Here is a 17763-nt window from a genome sequence, read left to right as displayed (position 1 = left end):
TCGCGGATCGGACAGGCGATAGTCTCTCGGGCGGGGAATCGCAAGGTCTGAGGGTGATCGAGCGGCGCAAGCCCGAGTCGATCAGGCCTCCAGCACCAGAATCGGCAGGTGTTCCGCCGCTTGATAGCGCCCGGAAGGTTCCAGTCTGGCGCGCAGCCCGGTTCCCTCGGCCAGCGTGCAAAGACCGGCGGCGTCTGGAACCAGCCAGACAAGCGAAGATCCCGCGTAGTGATCGACCAGCGCAAGTGCTTCGGGTTCAAGCCCGGTCCGCGCTAGAAAGTCGCCGCGGTCCGGGAACAGGCTGGTGAAAACCGCGTGGATCGCGTGCACGGGAAACCCCGGCCCGACAGTCTGGGACAGGTGCAAACCGATCAGCAGGCGAAGCACATGCCAGTTGAAACCCGGCGCATCGGCATAGGCAATGATCGCATCTGCCGTCACTTCGGGTTCGGGACTGCACATGGAGCGCATCACGAAGCGGCCGCCCGGCCGGAGCGCCCGCGCCGCCGCCCCGACAACCTGCCTTGCGGCGGCGGCCCCCAGTTGGCTGAGCGACAGATCCCCCACGCACAGATCGAAATGGCCAAGTCCGGGGATGTCGGTCGTCCAGTCCCCCAGAACCGCGCGCTTCCTTTCCGTATTGCCGGGCCAGACGCGTTCGATCATGCCGGCGTTGGCATCCAGCGCGGTCACATCGTCGAAGGCCCCGTGAAGTTCGGGCGTCACGCCCAGGACCAGCGTTCGTCCCCTTGCCGCATCGCCCGCGGCCGCCGCCATTCGCGCCACGGCCTCGGCCGGGGGGCGCAGCGGTGCACCCAACAGGGACCAGTGACGGTGCATCGCCGCCCAATGCGACGTGGTGGCGGGATCGGTCATGGCGCCCTGTCAAAGGTTTCGGCAACGCTTGGCAAGGTCGCTGATGGTCCGCGTTCGCCCTTCGCGACCTGCGCAAGAAAGTCGTCCACGGCAGCGTTGACGGCTTCCCTGACCGGGCCGTGCAACCGGCGAAAGCGGTCCTTGGCGATCGTCGTCTTGAAGTAGGACAGGGGCTGAATCATGGTCATCGCGGCATTCGCCTCGAACAGGACCAGCCGGCCATCGGGCAAGATGCCCAGGTCCGCGCCGATCAGATCCATCCCGCTCAGCGACCCGATCTGCTCCATCACGCTGGCCAGCACACCCTCGGCCAGAAGCTTGTCCACCAGCTCGGCCTCGCGGGGAGCGAAGATGTCGGGCGGTGTCTCTCCGGTTTCGTGATTGACGCGCCAATGCTGCGATTGCTTGATCGAGTGGATCTGCATCCGGCCGCCGAACCATCCCGCGCGCAGCTTGAGGAAGCCTTCCGGCCCATAGGTATCGTGAAACTGGGTCATGAAGTGAGGTTTGCCATACCAGTGCGTCTGGTAGACCTTCGGCCAGTCGAAAGGCGTATCGATGCGGACCAGGTCCCGGCCGGTCTGCGACGCGGCAGGGCGAACCAGAACCGGGTAGCGGAACTCGCCCTCCTTGAAGGCCTTCTGAAAGCTGTCGGTTTCATCTGCCATGAAGCGTCTGCACCGGGGCACGATCAGCCCCTCGATCCCATCAAGACGCGCGGCGGACAGGTCGCGCCGGGTCATTGCCACCGCGCGCGGATGGTTGAAAATGGGCAACGCCGTTCCGAAGGCCGCGTCCAGGCCCAGAAGCCCGCCGCGGTATTCATCCGCATCGGCGCAGATGTTCACGATCCAGGAAAGGCCGCGCTGTTCGACCGGCCGGGGCGGCGGATAAAAGAAGAACGTGCCACGTTTGCGCAGCTTGTCCAGCGCCTCGTCGCTGAGAAGCGTTCGGTTGGGCCAAAGGTACTTGGGCTTGCCCGACTCGTCGATGCGGACGCGGACATGGCCGTTCTCCGGCACGGATTCAAAGACAAGGCCCCTGCCCTTGCCACCCTGAATGGTCACCCAGCCCTCCGTGACTTCGACCGCGCCGGCGGGCATAATCCGACCCTTGTTCAGCCGGCACCCGGTAATGCAAACGGATCAAACCCCGCGCCGCGGGCAAGGTCAACCAACTCTTTTCCTTGCCAGTTTCTCAAGGGCTGCCGCTGGCGCGATGGCAATGAGGAAAGGTGACGCCACACCGTGGCGCCTCAGGACATCTTACGGACATAAGTCCACGTCGGGACCATGCTGTTACGCGCGACGCAGAACGTCTCGGCATCGCCCAGGTATTCGAAACCGCTGTTGGTAAGCACGCGGGCAGAGCCTGGATTGTCCTGGAACACTTCTGCGAACAGTGTCCGCGCCTGATGAGGATTGGCCGCGACAATCGCGTTGACGGCCTCGGATGCCAGTCCCGTATTCCAGAACGCCGGGGCGACCCAATAGACGATCTCGCTCTGGCTGCGATCCATGGGGGTCAGGCTGACAATGCCCAGAACTTCGTCCAGACCCTGTTCCGACCCATCCATGACCCAGATGTCCTCGCCGCAGCCATCGGTCAGGCACCGCGTCACATAGGCTTCGGTGGCCCCGTCCGGCAGAGGATGCGGGATCACGCGCGTGGCCTCGGCGACCCGCTTGTCGGACGTGTAGAAGGCGATCAGTCCCACATCGGAAAGCCGCAGCGGACGCAGCACGAATCGTTCCGCTCGGATCACCGGCAGAAGCCCGATCTGTTCCTGAATCATGCTTTCCCTCCTCCACTGCCAACAACAAGGCGTGGTATCAACCCGATGGCTTCCCTGCATCCGAAGATGTGCCTTGACCGCCCCTCAACTATGCTTTCCTGCCCTGACGGTATCTTCAAAATGGGGCGTATGCATGGCGGGAACAATCCCCTGCCTTGCTCAGAACGCATTTTGCGGTCCGGAAATCTGTCACATACGCTGCCCAAGATGGACACCCCCAGCAAAACGAGAAAGGGACCGGCCTTACGGCCGATCCCCCATTTACAAACCGATTGTAAATGTTCGGCTTACTCGGCAGCCTCCGACACGGGAAGAACCGAAATAAACGTGCGGCCCTTGAGGCCTTGCTTGAACGTCACGCGGCCATCGACGGTCGCATAGATCGTGTGGTCACGGCCCATGCCGACGCCTTCGCCCGGCCACCAGGTGGTGCCGCGCTGACGCACGATGATGGCGCCCGGTTGGGCCGACTGGCCGCCGAACAGTTTCACGCCAAGACGACGACCCGCGGAGTCGCGGCCGTTGCGGGAGGAACCGCCTGCTTTCTTGTGTGCCATGGGGTGTTACTCCTTACGCTTCGGCTTTTTTCGACGCGCGCTTGGCCTTGGGGGCTTCGGCGGGCTTGGCTTCGGCATTGTGTGCCGCGACGCGGGCGGCGTAGGTGCCGGTCGCTGCTGCAACGCCCGACTTTTCCGCGCCCGAGGCGAGGATGTCGGTCACGCGAACCAGCGTCAGCTTCTGACGATGGCCACGGGTGCGCTGCGACGAATGCTTGCGGCGGCGCTTCCAGAAGGTGATGACCTTGTCGGCCTTGATCTGGTCGATGACTTCGGCCTGCACGGCCGCACCCTCAACCAGCGGGCTGCCCAGAACGGGCGCGTCGCCGCCGATCATCAGCACTTCGTTGAATTGGATCTTGTCACCGGCGTTGGCGGCCAGAAGTTCCACGCGCAGGACGTCGCCCGCCTGGACCTTGTACTGTTTGCCACCGGTCTTGAGGACCGCGAACATGGGTCTTTCCTTTTCGTTTCCGCGCCCTGTGGCCCCCTTTCGGGTGTTGCCGGCCCTATGCCGCCTCGGACAGCGCGCCTCCTCTCGGAAGCGTCATTGCATCAATATGGAACCCGACCGGGCGTTTTACCCGGCGGGATGCGGGCTTATCGACAATCGGACCACGAATGTCAAGCGGAAGGGCCAGTGTCCCTAGCCCACCCCGCCGAGCGCCGGGAAGGTTTCCAGAAGCCAGTAGGAAAACGCGCTGAAGCTGCCGGTCGCCATCAGCAGGCCAATCGTCCACAGCAACAGGCCCATGATCTTCTCGATTCGATCCAGATGCCGCTTCAGAAAGGCCATGAACCCCTTGAGGCGCGGGAAGAAGGCGGCGACCAGAATAAAGGGGATGCCAAGGCCCAACGCATAGACTGCAAGCAGGGCCGCACCGCGCGTCAGGCTGGCGTCCTCTGCCGCAAGGGTCAGGATCATGCCCAGCTGGGGCCCGATGCAAGGGGTCCAGCCGAAGGCGAAGGCCAGGCCCAGCACATAGGCTCCGAAGGCGCTGCCACCCCGGTCGCCCACGTCGATCCGCGCATCCCGGTCCAGGAAGGGGATGCGGAAGATGCCGATGAAGTGCGCCCCGAAGACCATAACCACGATGCCCGCCACCGTTGCGAACCAGTCCTGGTTCTGTAGCAGGAAGCGCCCCAACGCCGAGGCCGCCACGCCGAGCAGCAAAAAGACGGTCGACAGCCCGAGGACAAAGAACACCGCCGCCAGCAGGGCGGACCGCCGCGCCCGTGACTCGCCCGCCATGTCGCCCATGCCGATTCCGGCCATATAGGCTAGGTAGGACGGCACGATCGGCAGCACGCAGGGGCTGACAAAGGAAAACACGCCCGCGATCAGCGCGACAAGGGCGGCCAGTGGAAACCCGCCGGTGAGGAAACTTGGGTCGAACATGGTCTTTCCATAGCGCAGCCCGCAGCCAAGGTCACGAGCGCGAAAGAGCACCGATTGTCACATGCGCGTGGCCTGAAGTGCAAAGCGCCGGGCGATCAGCCCGGCGCTTGTCTTGTCATCAGCGGCCCAGTGACCACCAGCCACGCCGTTTGGGCTTGTCCGGGTCAGAGGTCACGGCCTCGGCCTCTTCCGGGTCAGGCTGAAGGCCCGCATCCACGGTGGCCGGCTCCATTGCGGGCTGCGAATGCGGAGATACATGTTCGGCCGGTTCCGGCTGTTCGGCGGCTTGCGGTTCCGGTTGGGCCAAGGTTTCGGGCTGCGCCGGGGCCTCGGGTTCCGCTGCCGGCTGAGCCTCGGCTTCGGCGGCAGGTTCCGGTTGCGCGGGCGCCTTGGCTTTGGCGCGCGGCTTGCGTGTGCGGGCGGGCTTGGGCTCCTCTTCGGCAGCTGCGGCTTCTTCGGCCACTTCGCCTGGCGCCGCGGCTTTCGCTCCGCGGGTACGCTTGCGCTTGGCCGGCGCTTTCTCGGCCTCTTCCGCAGGCGCGTCAGCGGAAGCTTCGGCCACTTCCTCGGTCGCCACCGGGGCTTCGGGCGCCACTGGCGCGGCCTTGGCCGCCTTCTTTCCGCGTCCGCGCCGGGACTTGGGCTTTTCGGCCACCGCGGGCTCCTCGGCAGGCGCTTCAGCCTCTGCGGACCCGGCGGCTTCCGTCACATCACCCGGCTCTGCTTCACCATCACTGTCACCGGCATCCGCCGCTTCCGCCTCGACCGCACGCGCCTCGCCGTTGCCGCCCTTGCGGCGACGCCGACGGCGGCGCTTTTTCTTGCGGCCCGGCTCACCCTCTGCAGCCTGAGGAGCGGCGGCCGAGGTCTCTTCCTCTTCGCTTTCTTCAACGGCGAGTTCGAGTTCTTCTTCCTCGTCCTCGATCTCGGGCATCAGGGACGCATCGGCCGAAACCACCGGCGTTTGAACCTCGGGCACGAACCGGGTCGCGGTTTTGAATTTCTCGATCACGTAATCCGGGCTGACCAGCGACGGATCGGCCTCGACGCGAACGGAAAGCCCGTAGCGCGCCTCGATCTGGGCGATGTGTTCCCGCTTCTGGTTCATCAGGAAGTTGACAACAGCGACTGGCGCCTTCAGCAGCACCTCTCGCGAACGCTTGCGCGTGCCCTCTTCCTCAAGCTGCCGCAGGATCTGAAGCGCAAGGCTGTCGTCGGACCGGATGATCCCGGTGCCGTGGCAGTGCGCGCAGGGCTGGGTCGTCGATTCCAGCATGCCGGGACGCAGGCGCTGACGGCTCATTTCCAGCAGGCCGAAGCCCGAAATCCGACCCACCTGGATGCGGGCACGATCGGTTTTCAGACGTTCCTTCAGGCGCTTCTCGACGGCGGCGTTGTTCTTGCGCTCTTCCATGTCGATGAAGTCGATCACGATCAGGCCGGCAAGGTCGCGGAGGCGCAGCTGGCGGGCCACCTCGTCCGCCGCCTCGAGGTTGGTCTTTAGCGCGGTGTCCTCGATCGAGCCTTCCTTGGTCGCACGGCCGGAGTTCACGTCGACCGCGACCAGCGCCTCGGTCACGCCGATGACAATGTAGCCGCCCGACTTCAGCTGCACGACCGGGTTGAACATCCCCGCGAGGTAGCTTTCGACCTGGTAGCGCGCGAAAAGCGGCATCGCCTCGGCGTAGTGCTTCACGTTCTTGGCGTGGGACGGCATGATCATCTTCATGAAGTCCTTGGCCGCGCGATAGCCCTTGTCACCCTCGACCAGAACCTCGTCGATGTCCTTGTTGTAAAGGTCACGGATCGAGCGCTTGATCAGGTCGCCTTCCTCATAGATCGGCGCGGGTGCGATCGACTTCAGCGTCAGGTCGCGGATCTGCTCCCACAGGCGCATCAGGTATTCGTAGTCGCGCTTGATCTCGGTCTTGGTGCGCTGGCTGCCAGCCGTCCGGATGATCAGCCCCATGCCCTCCGGCACGTCGATCTCGGTCGCGATCTCCTTGAGCTTCTTGCGGTCCGCGGCGTTGGTGATCTTGCGGGAAATGCCGCCACCGCGCGCGGTGTTGGGCATCAGCACGCAGTAGCGGCCGGCAAGGCTCAGGTAGGTCGTCAGGGCCGCGCCCTTGTTGCCGCGCTCTTCCTTGACGACCTGAACCAGCATGATCTGCCGGACCTTGATCACTTCCTGGATCTTGTACTTGCGCGGACGAGGCTTGCGCGGTTGCCGGATTTCCTCGGCCACGTCTTCTTCGGCGACCGATTCAATTTCCGGGTCGGCGTCGGCAGCATGATCCGCCGCGACATAGGGTTCTTCCTGCGCGTCGCTGTCCGGCGTGTCGTGGCTCTCAGCATCCGATTGCTCCGATGCCTCAAGCTCCTCTGCCGGTGTGGCCTCTGGCATCTCGGTGCCGCTGTCCTGTTCCGCGGACACTTCGACCACTTCGACCGGGGCTTCCTCATCGGACAGGTCGACGATCGACATGCCCGGGATGTCCTCGCTGGTCACGACCGGGTCGGACTGACGCGCGGCTTCGGCCTTGCGGTCCGAGCGGCGGCGGCGCGAACGGCCGTTCTCCTCGGCGTCCATCGCCTCGGCGTAAGCCTTTTCCTCGGCCAGCAGGGCCTGACGGTCCGCCACCGGGATCTGGTAGTAGTCGGGGTGGATTTCCGAGAACGCCAGGAAACCATGACGGTTTCCGCCGTAGTCAACGAATGCCGCCTGAAGCGACGGTTCGACGCGCGTTACCTTCGCGAGATAGATGTTCCCGGCTAGCTGGCGTTTGTTGACTGTTTCAAAGTCGAATTCCTCGACCTTGTTTCCGTCCACCACCACGACGCGGGTCTCTTCCGCGTGGGTGGCATCGATGAGCATTTTCTTGGCCATGAATGGGTTCCGCATGCACCTGACCGCGCCCGTCCAGGCGGGCGGGAACGGTTGGGGGCATGTTGTGCTGTGGCGGTGCCGGACGGCGAAAGAACGGCGCTGGCTGGCGATCCTTCGCCTGCCATCTCGTTTCTTCTTACGTCTCGCAGCATCGCGTTTCTGTCCTGACTGCCCCGAGGGGCACCCTTTGCTTACCCCCGCGCCTTGTCGGCCTGCGGGGTGTTTGATCGGCCTTTCGGCCAATGTCACCTGCCGGGGTCCCAAGCGGAACCGGGCAGAGAATTCGTCACGCCGACGGGCGCAAGGCGCGCACCGTACCGGCTGTGGACAACATTAGCGGGGTTGGAGGCGCAAACACAATGGCGAAAATGCGCGGCCCTGCGGCACCCGACCGCGACGCGATCGCATGACGCATCGGAGCGGTGTCCCCGCCCCCACACAAGCGACACGCGCGTTTTGGAGGGCGTCTTAGAGGTAGTCCTGACGCTGAAGCCCGTACTTGGCCATCTTTTCGTTCAAGGTCCGGCGCGGCAGGCACAGCTCTTCCATGACCGCGGTGATCGATCCGCGGTGGCGTCGCATCGTGTTGTCGATCAGCATCTTCTCAAAGCTTTCGACGTATTCCTTCAGCGGCTTGCCCTCGGTCGTCATGGTCTGGCCCGCGTCCTCGTTCTCGGACATCAGGAGCGATGCGATCGAGCCGGTTCCACGACGGTTTTGCAGAACGGCGCGTTCGGCAACGTTGATCAGCTGGCGAACATTGCCCGGCCACGGCGCCTGCAACAGCTGCGCGGCCTCTTGCGCGGTCACCTGAGGCGCATCGCAGCCGTACTCTTCCGAGAACTGCTCCGACAGCCGCGTGAACAGCACGAGGATGTCCTCGCCCCGCGACCGCAACGGCGGCAGCATGATCTTGAGCGCGGCCAGCCGGTAGTAAAGGTCGGGGCGCAGGGCGTCCTCGACCGTGCGGCCCTGCTCGTGGTCGTTGCAGATCGCGATGATGCGCGTTTCGGCGGGCGTCCCCTGGTCGTTGATGAAGGTCAGCAACCGCGATTGCAGCGGATGGCTGAGCGCCTCGACGTCCTCCAGGACCAGCGTACCGCCGCGGGCCTCTTCAACCAGCGGGATCTGTCCGCCTTCGTCCATCGGACCGAACAGGCGCTTGCCCAGCATGTCCTCGGCATAGGCGGCGCAGCTGACGACCACGAACTTCTTGCCGGCGCGCGGCCCGACGGCGTGCAGCGCGTGCGCCACCAGCGTCTTGCCCGTGCCGGTTTCCCCGTCGATCAGCACATGGCCGTCCGCCTGCCCAAGGTCCAGTATGTCCTCGCGCAGGCGCTCCATCGCCGGGGAATTTCCGATGAGCTTCTTCATCAGCGTCGAGCCGTCCGCCAGTTCCCGCCTGAGCGCCCGGTTGTCCAGCGTCATGCGACGCGCCTGGGTAGCGCGCTTGGCAAGCTCGGTCATGCGGTCGGGGTTGAAGGGCTTTTCCAGAAAATCGTAGGCGCCGACGCGCATCGCCTCGACCGCCATGGGCACGTCGCCGTGGCCGGTGATCATGATCACGGGAAGACCGCTGTCGACACTCATCAGCCGCTTCAGGAACGCCATGCCGTCCATGCCGGGCATCTTGATGTCCGACACGACGACGCCAGGCCAGTCGGGCCCGATCGCCTTCAACGCCTCTTCGGCAGACGGATAGGTTTCGGTGTCGAATCCCGACAGTGCCAGCCACTGGCTGATCGACTGGCGCATGTCCTGTTCATCATCGACGATCGCGATCTTCATCATGCGGGCCATGTTCACCTCACTCCGCAGCGCGGGTCCTATCCTGCAATATGGGGAGTTGAACCTCGAATACAGCCCCCCCGCCCGGCGCGTTCCGCGCCGTCAGCCGTCCGCCAAGGTCGTTCACGATCCCGGAAGAAATGGCAAGACCCAGCCCGACACCGTCTCCGGGCTTCTTCGTCGTGTAGAAAGGCTCGAAGAGATTGTCCAACTCGGTGATGCCATGACCGTTGTCGCGCACCGAAAGAGTCGCCGTTTCCCCGGCGGTCAGAAGGATCTCGACCTGAGGCTCCGCCACGTCCTTCGTCGCGTCGACGGCGTTGCGCAGGAGATTGATCAGCACCTGTTCCAGACGGATGCGATCGGCCATCACCATAACCGGCCCGCGCGGCAAGGTATGGGTGATGCGGACCTTGCCCGAGCGCAGGGTCGGCTCCATCATCGAAAGCGCCGAGGACACCGAAGCACGAACGTCTATTGGCTCAAACGCCTCTCCGCCCTTGCGAGCGTAGCTTTTCAGCTGCCGGGTGATCGCCCCCATCCTTTCGATCAGATCGTCGATGCGCTGGAACGATGACAGCGCCTCTTCCGCGCGCCTGCGCTGCAAAAGCAGCCGGGCGCCCGCCAGATAGGTCTTCATCGCGGCAAGCGGCTGGTTCAACTCGTGGCTTACCGCTGCCGACATCTCGCCAAGGGCGGCCAGCTTGGAGGACTGGGCAAGCGTCTGTTCGGCCACGGCCAGGTCCTTCTGGACCTTTTCGCGCTCGGCGATTTCCCGCTGCAGCCTCGCGTTGAGCTGGCGCAATTCCGCTGATTCCCGCCGGAAGACCGCGGTTTCGTTGCGCGCCTGACGCGACAGGAACCAGAACGCGGCGGCCAGAAGCAGGGCAAATCCCATGATTTCGAGCGACAGGACGGCATTTACCCGCTCCCGGATCGAATCGAAGGTGGTGAAGCTGACGATGCGCCAGCCGCGAAAGGGCACCCGCGCCTCGTTGCGCATCACGGCCTCACCCTTGACATAGGCATCCGGGGGGGAGTTCGCCCAGTCGAAGGTTGCCCTGACCGCGCGGCCGATTGCGGTTTGGGCGGGGCGCAGCGCCAGCGCCTCCTCAAGTGGCTTGCCCCGCCACCGAGGCTCGGTCGCAAGGATCACGATGCCGGAACTGTCGGTCACGGCGACCGCGTCTGCGAAACCGCCCCAACCGCGCTCGAACTTCGACAGTTCGGCGGACACGAGGATCACGCCGACGGTCTTGCCATCGACCTGCACCGCGCGGGAATAGGTGAAGTCATAGCCGCCGGATTCACGTGCTGCGACGGTGAAAATCGTGTCCTTGGCCCGAAGCGCATCCACGAACTGCGGCTTCTGGCCCAGGTTGATGCCGATCTTGTTGCGGTCGGTCGCAGCGACCGTCCGCCCGTCGATATCCAGCAACTGGATCGAAGCCGCGCCGATTTCGGCCTGGGCCGAGATCAGCTTCTGCGAGGTCATTGAGAAGTCGCCCGCCATAAGCGACCCCGAAAGCGACGGGTCGCGCGCCAGCAGCAGCGGCACAACCGAGGTTCGCTGAAGCTCGGTAAGAATGTTCCCCGTATAGAGAGCCAGCCGCACCTCGGCCCTGCCGCGTGTCGACTCCGTGAAACTCTCGGTCAGGAAGGCGTTGGTGTACCAGATGACGGCCGAAGCGATCAGGATGACGGACAGCGCAACGACGCGCAGGATCCAACGCCCACGCGCAGCCATCCTGCGCGGTTTGGCGCGCGGTTTTTCATCTTGGTCAAAGGCACTCATGGCGCAACTCTAGCCCTCGGCCGGTTGCGCCTCAAGCAGGCCAAATTCAGGCAAGCGCCATCGTGCTCATAAGAGCGCGGAAAAGCACCGACCCGCCGGTCGTTCCGTGCGCCTCTTCGACCGCACGCTCGGGGTGCGGCATCATGCCCAGTACCCGGCGATTGTCCGAAAGGACCCCGGCGATGTCGGCTGTCGCGCCATTGGGGTTTTCGACGTAGGTGAACGCGACGCGGTCCTCGCCACGAAGACGCGCGAGCCCCTCTGCGTCGATCGTGTAGTTGCCGTCATGGTGCGCGATCGGCACCCGCACGGTGTCGCCCTTTGACCAGCCGGAGGTGAAGGCACTGTCGGCAGTCTCGACCCGAAGATCGACCGGCTTGCACACGAACTTCAGACCGGAATTTCGCATCAGTGCGCCGGGCAGAAGCCCGGTTTCGGTCAGCACCTGGAAGCCGTTGCAGATCCCCAGGGCGTACCCGCCGCCATGCACGAAGTCCGCGACACCGCGCATGATCGGTGACTGGGCCGCGATCGCGCCGCACCGCAGGTAGTCGCCGAACGAAAAGCCGCCGGGGATGCCGACGATGTCAATGCCCTTGGGCAGATCCGCGTCCTTGTGCCAGACGCGCAGAACCTCTGCCCCGGCCTTTTCGAAGGCCATGGCAAGGTCCCGGTCACAGTTCGATCCGGGAAAGGTGATGACGGCGGCTTTCATGGGCGTTCCTCGGGCTTGCGGGGTTGATGTGGCTGTTACCTCAAAGCGGGCGCGGGTTCCAGCGGCGGATTGGCGCTTTACCCAAAACCGCGGGACGTGTGGCGCCGTATTGACGCACTAGCGCGAAAAATCCGTGATCACGGCCACGCCAGGCGCTGTTGGCCCGTCAAAGGCCGCGAGCTCTTCGGACGCGTCCGACAACGCCACCCGCCGCGCGATAAGCGGGGACAGGTCGACGCCGCCGCCCGCGATCAGGTTCAGAAGGCTGGGATAGCGCCAAGAGGGCATGCCCCGCGTGCCGAAAAGCGCAAGCTGGCCGGAATAGACCGCGTCCATCGGCAGGCTCATCTGGGTATGCTTGCCGGCGGGCATTCCGATCTGCACCATGCGGCCAAGTTTACGAAGCGATTTCAGAGCGCTTACAGTCGTCTGTTCAATCCCGAGCGCCTCAACCGCGACATGCGCGCCCCCACCGGTGATGTCGCGGATCGCCTGCGGCGCATCACTTGATGCCGCGTTCACCACGGCGTCCGCGCCATGGGCAATCGCGTGATCAAGTTTTTCGGCGACGACATCCACCATGACGACACGCGCGCCGATGGCCTTTGCCAGCAACAGCGCCGAAAGCCCTATTCCACCGGTTCCGAACACGGCGAGCCATTCGCCGGGCTGCAGCGCCGCGCGGCCGGTCAGCCCGTGCCATGCCGTCGTCACACGGCACCCCAAGGCCGCGGCAAGCGCGGGTTCCATCGTCTCGGGAAGTCGGGTCAGGTTGTGATCGGCGCGCGCAACCGCGATCCGTTCCGCGAACGCGCCCGGATGGGTGAAGCCCGGTATGATCTGTGTCGGGCATGTCGTCTGGTTTCCCGCCGCGCAGGCAGGGCATGTTCCGCAGGCCAGGATGAAGGGCGCGATCACGCGGTCGCCGCGTTTCCAGCGGCTCACGCGGGCGCCGACCTCTTCGACCACGCCGCAATATTCGTGACCGGGAACGTGCGGCAACATCACGTCCGGATCGGACCCGGTCCAGCTGTGCCAGTCGGACCGGCACACGCCGCAGGCAAGTACGGAGAGTACGACGCCGTCCTCCGGACATTCCGGATCGGACAGGTGCTGGATGTCGAGAGGCGCGCGGAACCCGGTCAGTACCGCAGCGCGCATCAGGCGATCTCGACCGTGTATTTTTCGATCACGGTGTTGGCGAGCAGCTTTTCGCACATCGCCTTGACCTCGGCCTCGGCCGCGGCCTTGTCGGTCGAGGCCAGGTCAAGCTCGATCACCTTTCCCTGCCGCACGGCCTCCACGCCGGAAAAACCGAGCGTGCCAAGCGCGTGCCTGACCGCTTCGCCCTGCGGGTCTAGAACGCCATCCTTGAGCATGACATGGACACGGGCTTTCATGGCGATCGGGCCTTTCAGTTGATCAGCGTCGGTTTGGTCAGGTGGGTCGTCTGCGCGGGCAAAACGCCCAGACGACGTGCAACCTCGGAGTAGGCGTCGGTCAGATTGCCCAAATCGCGGCGGAACACATCCTTGTCGAGCTTCTCGCCCGTCTTGATGTCCCAAAGCCGGCAGCTGTCTGGGCTGATCTCATCCGCGACGATCAGCCGCATGAAATCGCCGTCCCAGATGCGCCCGATCTCGATCTTGAAGTCGATCAGCTTGATGCCCACGCCGTAGAAGACTCCCGACAGGAAATCGTTCACCCGGAGCGCGAGCGATACGATGTCGTCCAGGTCCTGCTGGGTGGCCCAGCCGAATGCGATGATGTATTCCTCGCTCACCATCGGGTCGCCAAGGGCGTCGTTCTTGTAGCTGTATTCGACGATGGGACGCGGAAGCGGGGTGCCCTCTTCCATTCCAAGGCGCTTGGCGATCGAACCGGCGGCGAAATTGCGCACAATCACTTCCAGCGGAACAATCTCGACCTGGCGGATCAGCTGTTCGCGCATGTTCACGCGGCGGATAAAGTGATTGGGCACACCGATGTTGGTCAGTCCGGTCATGAAGTACTCGGACAGGCGATTGTTCAGAACGCCCTTGCCCTCGATCGTCGCCTTCTTCTGCGCGTTGAAGGCAGTGGCATCGTCCTTGAAGTACTGGATGAAGGTTCCCGGTTCGGGGCCTTCGTACAGGATCTTGGCCTTGCCTTCGTAGATTTTCTTGCGACGTGCCATGGCAGCTCCGTTCGTCGGGACGACTAGCCCCGTGTTGCGGCCCCTATAGGACATGGCGTGCCGCCCCGCAAGGCAAAGGCTCACCTTTCGCCGGGGCTTGCGGCGCGGGCGCGCGGCGGGCATATGAAAAGAGACATTACCACACAGGGGACGGCGTCCATGACCACCTTCGACGATCGCGAAAACGCCTTCGAGAACAAATTCGCCCATGATGAGGAACTGCGGTTCAAGGCCGAAGCCCGCCGCAACAAGCTTTTGGGCCTCTGGGCCGCGGGCCTTCTGGGCAAGACCGGCGACGATGCCGCGGCCTACGCCAAGGAAGTCGTCATGGCCGATTTCGAGGAAGCCGGTGACGAGGACGTGTTCCGCAAGGTCGCGGGCGATCTGGGCGACCGCGCCGAAGAGCCGATGATCCGCGCGAAGATGTTCGAGCTTATGGAAGAAGCCAAACGCCAGATCATGAACGAAGTCTGATCGCGCACGACACTCGGCCTGCAATCGGAGCCGCGGCCGTTGCCGCGGCTCTTTGCGTTTCGCGAAAAGCGAAATGTTCGGCTGTGCTGCCCTGCCACCTGTCCCCCTTGGATCGCCGATTGCACCGTTTTCAAGACCTTTCTGAAAACGATGAATTTGCAACTCGCGCGCCTTCGTGGCACATCCTTTTCCAAACCGCTTCGCATGGGGCGGCGAATGCAGAAAGGCATCCTGATGAGCGATCTCCTCTCCCGCCTGCTTGAAACGCGCGATTGGCTGATGGCGGACGGCGCGACCGGCACAAACCTCTTCAACATGGGGCTCGCCTCGGGCGAAGCGCCCGAGATGTGGAACGTCGAGCAGCCCGACAACATCCGCAAACTCTACAAAAGCGCAGTGGACGCCGGGTCCGACATTTTCCTGACCAACACCTTCGGCGGGAACGCAAGCCGGCTGAAACTGCACGGCGCCGCCGGACGTGTGCGCGAAATCAACCGCGCCGGCGTCGAGCTTGCGGGCGAAGTGGCGGCCAACGCGGGACGGCCCGTTGTCGTCGCCGCCTCGATGGGTCCGACCGGAGAGATCATGGCGCCGATGGGAACCCTGACCCATGAGCTTGCGGTGGAGATCTTCCACGAGCAGGCCGAGGCGCTGAAGGATGCCGGCGCGGACGTGCTTTGGGTAGAGACGATCTCGGCGCCAGAGGAGTTCAAGGCAGCCGCCGAAGCCTTTGAAAAGGTTGGCATGCCTTGGTGCGGCACCATGAGCTTTGACACGGCTGGCCGCACCATGATGGGCGTGACCTCGGCGCAGATGGTGGCGATGGTCGACAAGCTGGCCCATCCCCCGCTGGCCTTCGGCGCCAACTGCGGCGTGGGTGCTGCAGACCTGATGCGCACGATCCTCGGGTTCGTCGCGGCGGGCCCCGAGCGGCCGGTCATCGCCAAGGGCAACGCAGGCATCCCGAAGTATCACGACGGGCATATCCACTACGACGGCACGCCCGAACTGATGGCCGAATACGCCGTTCTGGCCCGCGATGCGGGCGCAACCATCATCGGCGGGTGCTGCGGCACCATGCCCGCCCATCTGGCGGCGATGCGTCAGGCGCTGGAAACCCGGCCTCGCGGACCCCGCCCGACCTTGGATGAGATCGCGGACAAGCTTGGCGGCTTCTCGTCGGCCTCGGACGGCACCGGGGACGATGCCGCCCCCGGCCGCGAGCGGCGCGGGCGCCGGCGCGGCTAGCAGAGTGCGCGCCGGGACGTCTTCCTGACCGGCCGATCGGTCACGTGGCGTTCAGAACAAGGACAGCTGGTCGCCCGCCTTGGGCGGCCGGCGGAACAGGTCGGTCCTTGGCGCGGGCAAGGGCGCGTCGAGCCCAAGCCTTTTGGCGGCGAGCTCGAATCGCCGCGCAATCAGCTGGGCCGTAACACCCTGCCCGCGCATCCGCTTGCCCCATTCCGCATCGTAATCCGCACCGCCGCGCATGTCGCGCAGACGGTTCATGACATGCGCCGCCCTCCCCGGCTCATGCCTTTCAAGCCAATCGCGGAACAGGGGCGCGACCTCCAGCGGCAGGCGCAGAAGTATCCACGAAGCCGCCTTGGCCCCGCAATCGCGTGCGGCGGTCAGAATTCGCTCGATTTCCGGTTCCGTCAGCACGGGGATCACCGGTGCGATCATGACCCGCACCGGAATTCCCGCGTCTGCAAGTCGCGCCATCGCGGCCAGACGCCGGTCCGGGACGGGTGCGCGCGGCTCAAGCCTGCGGGACAGTCCTGCATCCAGGCTCGTGACCGAAACGCCGACATGCACCAGACCGCGCTCTGCCATCGGCGCCAGGATGTCGATGTCGCGTTCGATCAATGCCCCTTTCGTCACGATCGCGACCGGATGGTTCCGGTCGGAAAGGACCTGAAGCACGCTGCGCATGATCCGATAGCGCGCCTCAATCGGTTGGTAGGGATCGGTGTTGGTTCCGATGGCGAGCGGCGCGGGACGGTAGGATTTGCGCCCCAATTCCCGCTCAAGCACACGCGCGGCATCGGGACGGGCGATTAGCCGCGTTTCGAAATCCAGCCCCGGAGACAGCCCCAGCCAGGCGTGAGTCGGCCGGGCAAAGCAATAGCTGCAGCCGTGTTCGCACCCCCTGTAGGGATTAAGCGAACGGTCGAAAGGCAAGTCCGGCGAGTCGACAGGATTGATCATCGACCTTGGCCGTTCCTCGCTGACCTCGGTCCGCAAGAGCCGCTCTTCCTCGGGCATGTCCCAGCCGTCATTTTCGGCGACGCGGTCATAGGTCTCAAACCGGCCCGAGCCATTGGTTGCGGAACCGCGCGCCTTAAGGCGCAGGAAGGGATCGGGGGGCGGCAGGGGCATGAACAAACGTGAACATATAGTGAACACGAAGACAAGCACTTTGACAGGCCAGCATAAAGGAAGTTTGCTCAGGTCGGTCCACGCCCTGCCTATGTCGCAAACCGCCAAGTTGCGGAAAGGGTTTGGTCGCATTAACGGGCCAAAGGCGCCGAGGAGACAAACATGGCCGACGACGAAATCATTCTTTCGGAGCTCGATGACGAAGAGCTCGTGCTTCAGATGCATGACGACCTTTACGACGGTCTCAAGGAAGAGATCGAAGAAGGCGTGCGCATCCTTCTCGACCGTGGCTGGACCCCCTACGACGTGCTGACCAAGGCGCTGGTGGCGGGCATGACCATCGTCGGCGCCGACTTCCGCGACGGCATCCTGTTCGTTCCCGAAGTTCTGCTTGCAGCGAACGCGATGAAGGCCGGCATGGCCATCCTGAAGCCGCTGCTGGCCGAAACCGGCGCGCCCAAGGTTGGCAAGATGGTCATCGGCACCGTCAAGGGCGACATCCACGACATCGGCAAGAACCTTGTCGGCATGATGATGGAAGGCGCGGGCTTCGAGGTCGTCGACATCGGCATCAACAACCCGGTCGAAAAGTACCTGGAAGCGCTTGAGCGCGAGCAGGCCGACATCCTTGGCATGTCCGCCCTGCTGACGACCACCATGCCCTACATGAAGGTCGTGATCGACACCCTGAAGGAAAAGGGTATGCGCGATGACTACATCGTGCTGGTCGGCGGCGCGCCGCTGAACGAAGAATTCGGCAAGGCCATCGGCGCCGACGCCTACTGTCGCGACGCGGCCGTCGCAGTGCAGACCGCCAAGGACTTCGTGTCGCGCAAGCACAACTCGATGGCCTGATGCGGGTCTGAGACCTGGCTTCAAGGGCCCCGCGGCGCAGGCTGCGGGGCCTTTTTGTTGGGGC

The 17763-nt window shown here is 64.3% G+C and carries 17 protein-coding genes; 3 read left to right on the top strand and 14 right to left on the bottom strand.

Annotated features, from left to right (window positions below; genetic code table 11):
- Window positions 1–81: 81 nt before the first annotated feature.
- The 13 genes from OEW28_RS17555 to purC all read right to left on the bottom strand — a co-directional run bounded on the left by OEW28_RS17555 (window position 82) and on the right by purC (window position 13988).
- Window positions 82–876 carry a class I SAM-dependent methyltransferase gene (locus OEW28_RS17555; protein ID WP_263736097.1) on the bottom strand — a complete coding sequence of 265 codons (795 nt, stop codon included), beginning with the start codon at window positions 874–876 and terminating at the stop codon, window positions 82–84.
- Window positions 873–1943: an ATP-grasp domain-containing protein gene (locus OEW28_RS17550; protein ID WP_263736096.1), complete on the bottom strand. Its 1071-nt coding sequence runs from the start codon at window positions 1941–1943 to the stop codon at window positions 873–875. Before OEW28_RS17550 ends, OEW28_RS17555 begins: the two co-directional genes overlap by 4 nt.
- 188 nt (window positions 1944–2131) lie before the next feature.
- Entirely contained in the window at window positions 2132–2671 is a 540-nt protein-coding gene (locus OEW28_RS17545) for a GNAT family N-acetyltransferase (protein ID WP_263736095.1), read from the bottom strand.
- Window positions 2672–2958: 287 nt separating this feature from the next.
- Complete coding sequence (gene rpmA, locus OEW28_RS17540) at window positions 2959–3228, bottom strand: 50S ribosomal protein L27 (protein ID WP_263736094.1); 270 nt, start codon at window positions 3226–3228, stop codon at window positions 2959–2961.
- 13 nt (window positions 3229–3241) lie between these two features.
- Window positions 3242–3682, bottom strand: coding sequence for a 50S ribosomal protein L21 (gene rplU, locus OEW28_RS17535; protein ID WP_263736093.1), 441 nt, complete (start codon window positions 3680–3682; stop codon window positions 3242–3244).
- A 192-nt stretch (window positions 3683–3874) separates the two neighbouring features.
- Window positions 3875–4627 (bottom strand): cytochrome c biogenesis CcdA family protein, encoded by a 753-nt coding sequence (locus OEW28_RS17530; RefSeq protein WP_263736255.1) that lies wholly within the window; start codon window positions 4625–4627, stop codon window positions 3875–3877.
- Window positions 4628–4745: 118 nt separating this feature from the next.
- Window positions 4746–7514 carry an Rne/Rng family ribonuclease gene (locus tag OEW28_RS17525; RefSeq protein ID WP_263736092.1) on the bottom strand — a complete coding sequence of 923 codons (2769 nt, stop codon included), beginning with the start codon at window positions 7512–7514 and terminating at the stop codon, window positions 4746–4748.
- Window positions 7515–7982: 468 nt separating this feature from the next.
- A complete protein-coding gene (locus OEW28_RS17520; RefSeq protein ID WP_263736091.1) occupies window positions 7983–9314 on the bottom strand; it encodes a sigma-54-dependent transcriptional regulator in 1332 nt (443 codons plus the stop codon).
- 7 nt (window positions 9315–9321) lie between these two features.
- Window positions 9322–11049 (bottom strand): sensor histidine kinase, encoded by a 1728-nt coding sequence (locus OEW28_RS17515; RefSeq protein ID WP_263736090.1) that lies wholly within the window; start codon window positions 11047–11049, stop codon window positions 9322–9324.
- Between the two features lie 94 nt (window positions 11050–11143).
- On the bottom strand, window positions 11144–11812 hold the full coding sequence (gene purQ, locus OEW28_RS17510; protein ID WP_263736089.1) for a phosphoribosylformylglycinamidine synthase subunit PurQ: 669 nt from the start codon (window positions 11810–11812) through the stop codon (window positions 11144–11146).
- 117 nt (window positions 11813–11929) lie between these two features.
- Window positions 11930–12973, bottom strand: a complete 1044-nt coding sequence (locus OEW28_RS17505) for a zinc-dependent alcohol dehydrogenase family protein (protein WP_263736088.1) — start codon at window positions 12971–12973, stop codon at window positions 11930–11932.
- Window positions 12973–13212 carry a phosphoribosylformylglycinamidine synthase subunit PurS gene (gene purS, locus OEW28_RS17500; RefSeq protein WP_263736087.1) on the bottom strand — a complete coding sequence of 80 codons (240 nt, stop codon included), beginning with the start codon at window positions 13210–13212 and terminating at the stop codon, window positions 12973–12975. The genes OEW28_RS17505 and purS overlap by 1 nt, the downstream gene beginning before the upstream one ends.
- Before the next feature lie 14 nt (window positions 13213–13226).
- Entirely contained in the window at window positions 13227–13988 is a 762-nt protein-coding gene (gene purC / locus OEW28_RS17495) for a phosphoribosylaminoimidazolesuccinocarboxamide synthase (protein WP_263736086.1), read from the bottom strand.
- A gap of 159 nt (window positions 13989–14147) precedes the next feature.
- Here purC and OEW28_RS17490 point away from each other — a divergent pair, with 159 nt between their 5' ends.
- On the top strand, window positions 14148–14462 hold the full coding sequence (locus OEW28_RS17490; protein ID WP_263736085.1) for a DUF1476 domain-containing protein: 315 nt from the start codon (window positions 14148–14150) through the stop codon (window positions 14460–14462).
- Window positions 14463–14696: 234 nt separating this feature from the next.
- Entirely contained in the window at window positions 14697–15710 is a 1014-nt protein-coding gene (gene bmt / locus OEW28_RS17485; protein WP_263736254.1) for a betaine--homocysteine S-methyltransferase, read from the top strand.
- 51 nt (window positions 15711–15761) lie between these two features.
- Here bmt and OEW28_RS17480 read toward each other — a convergent pair whose 3' ends face one another.
- Entirely contained in the window at window positions 15762–16844 is a 1083-nt protein-coding gene (locus OEW28_RS17480) for a PA0069 family radical SAM protein (protein ID WP_263736084.1), read from the bottom strand.
- A 162-nt stretch (window positions 16845–17006) separates the two neighbouring features.
- Here OEW28_RS17480 and OEW28_RS17475 point away from each other — a divergent pair, with 162 nt between their 5' ends.
- Window positions 17007–17699, top strand: a complete 693-nt coding sequence (locus OEW28_RS17475) for a corrinoid protein (RefSeq protein WP_263736083.1) — start codon at window positions 17007–17009, stop codon at window positions 17697–17699.
- The last annotated feature ends 64 nt before the right edge of the window (window positions 17700–17763 follow it).

Origin of the sequence: Albidovulum marisflavi (genome assembly GCF_025751435.1) — a bacterium.
Lineage (GTDB): Bacteria > Pseudomonadota > Alphaproteobacteria > Rhodobacterales > Rhodobacteraceae > Albidovulum > Albidovulum marisflavi.
The sequence above is the reverse complement of the archived record's forward strand: the minus strand, read 5'-3'. Positions and strand labels throughout refer to the sequence as shown.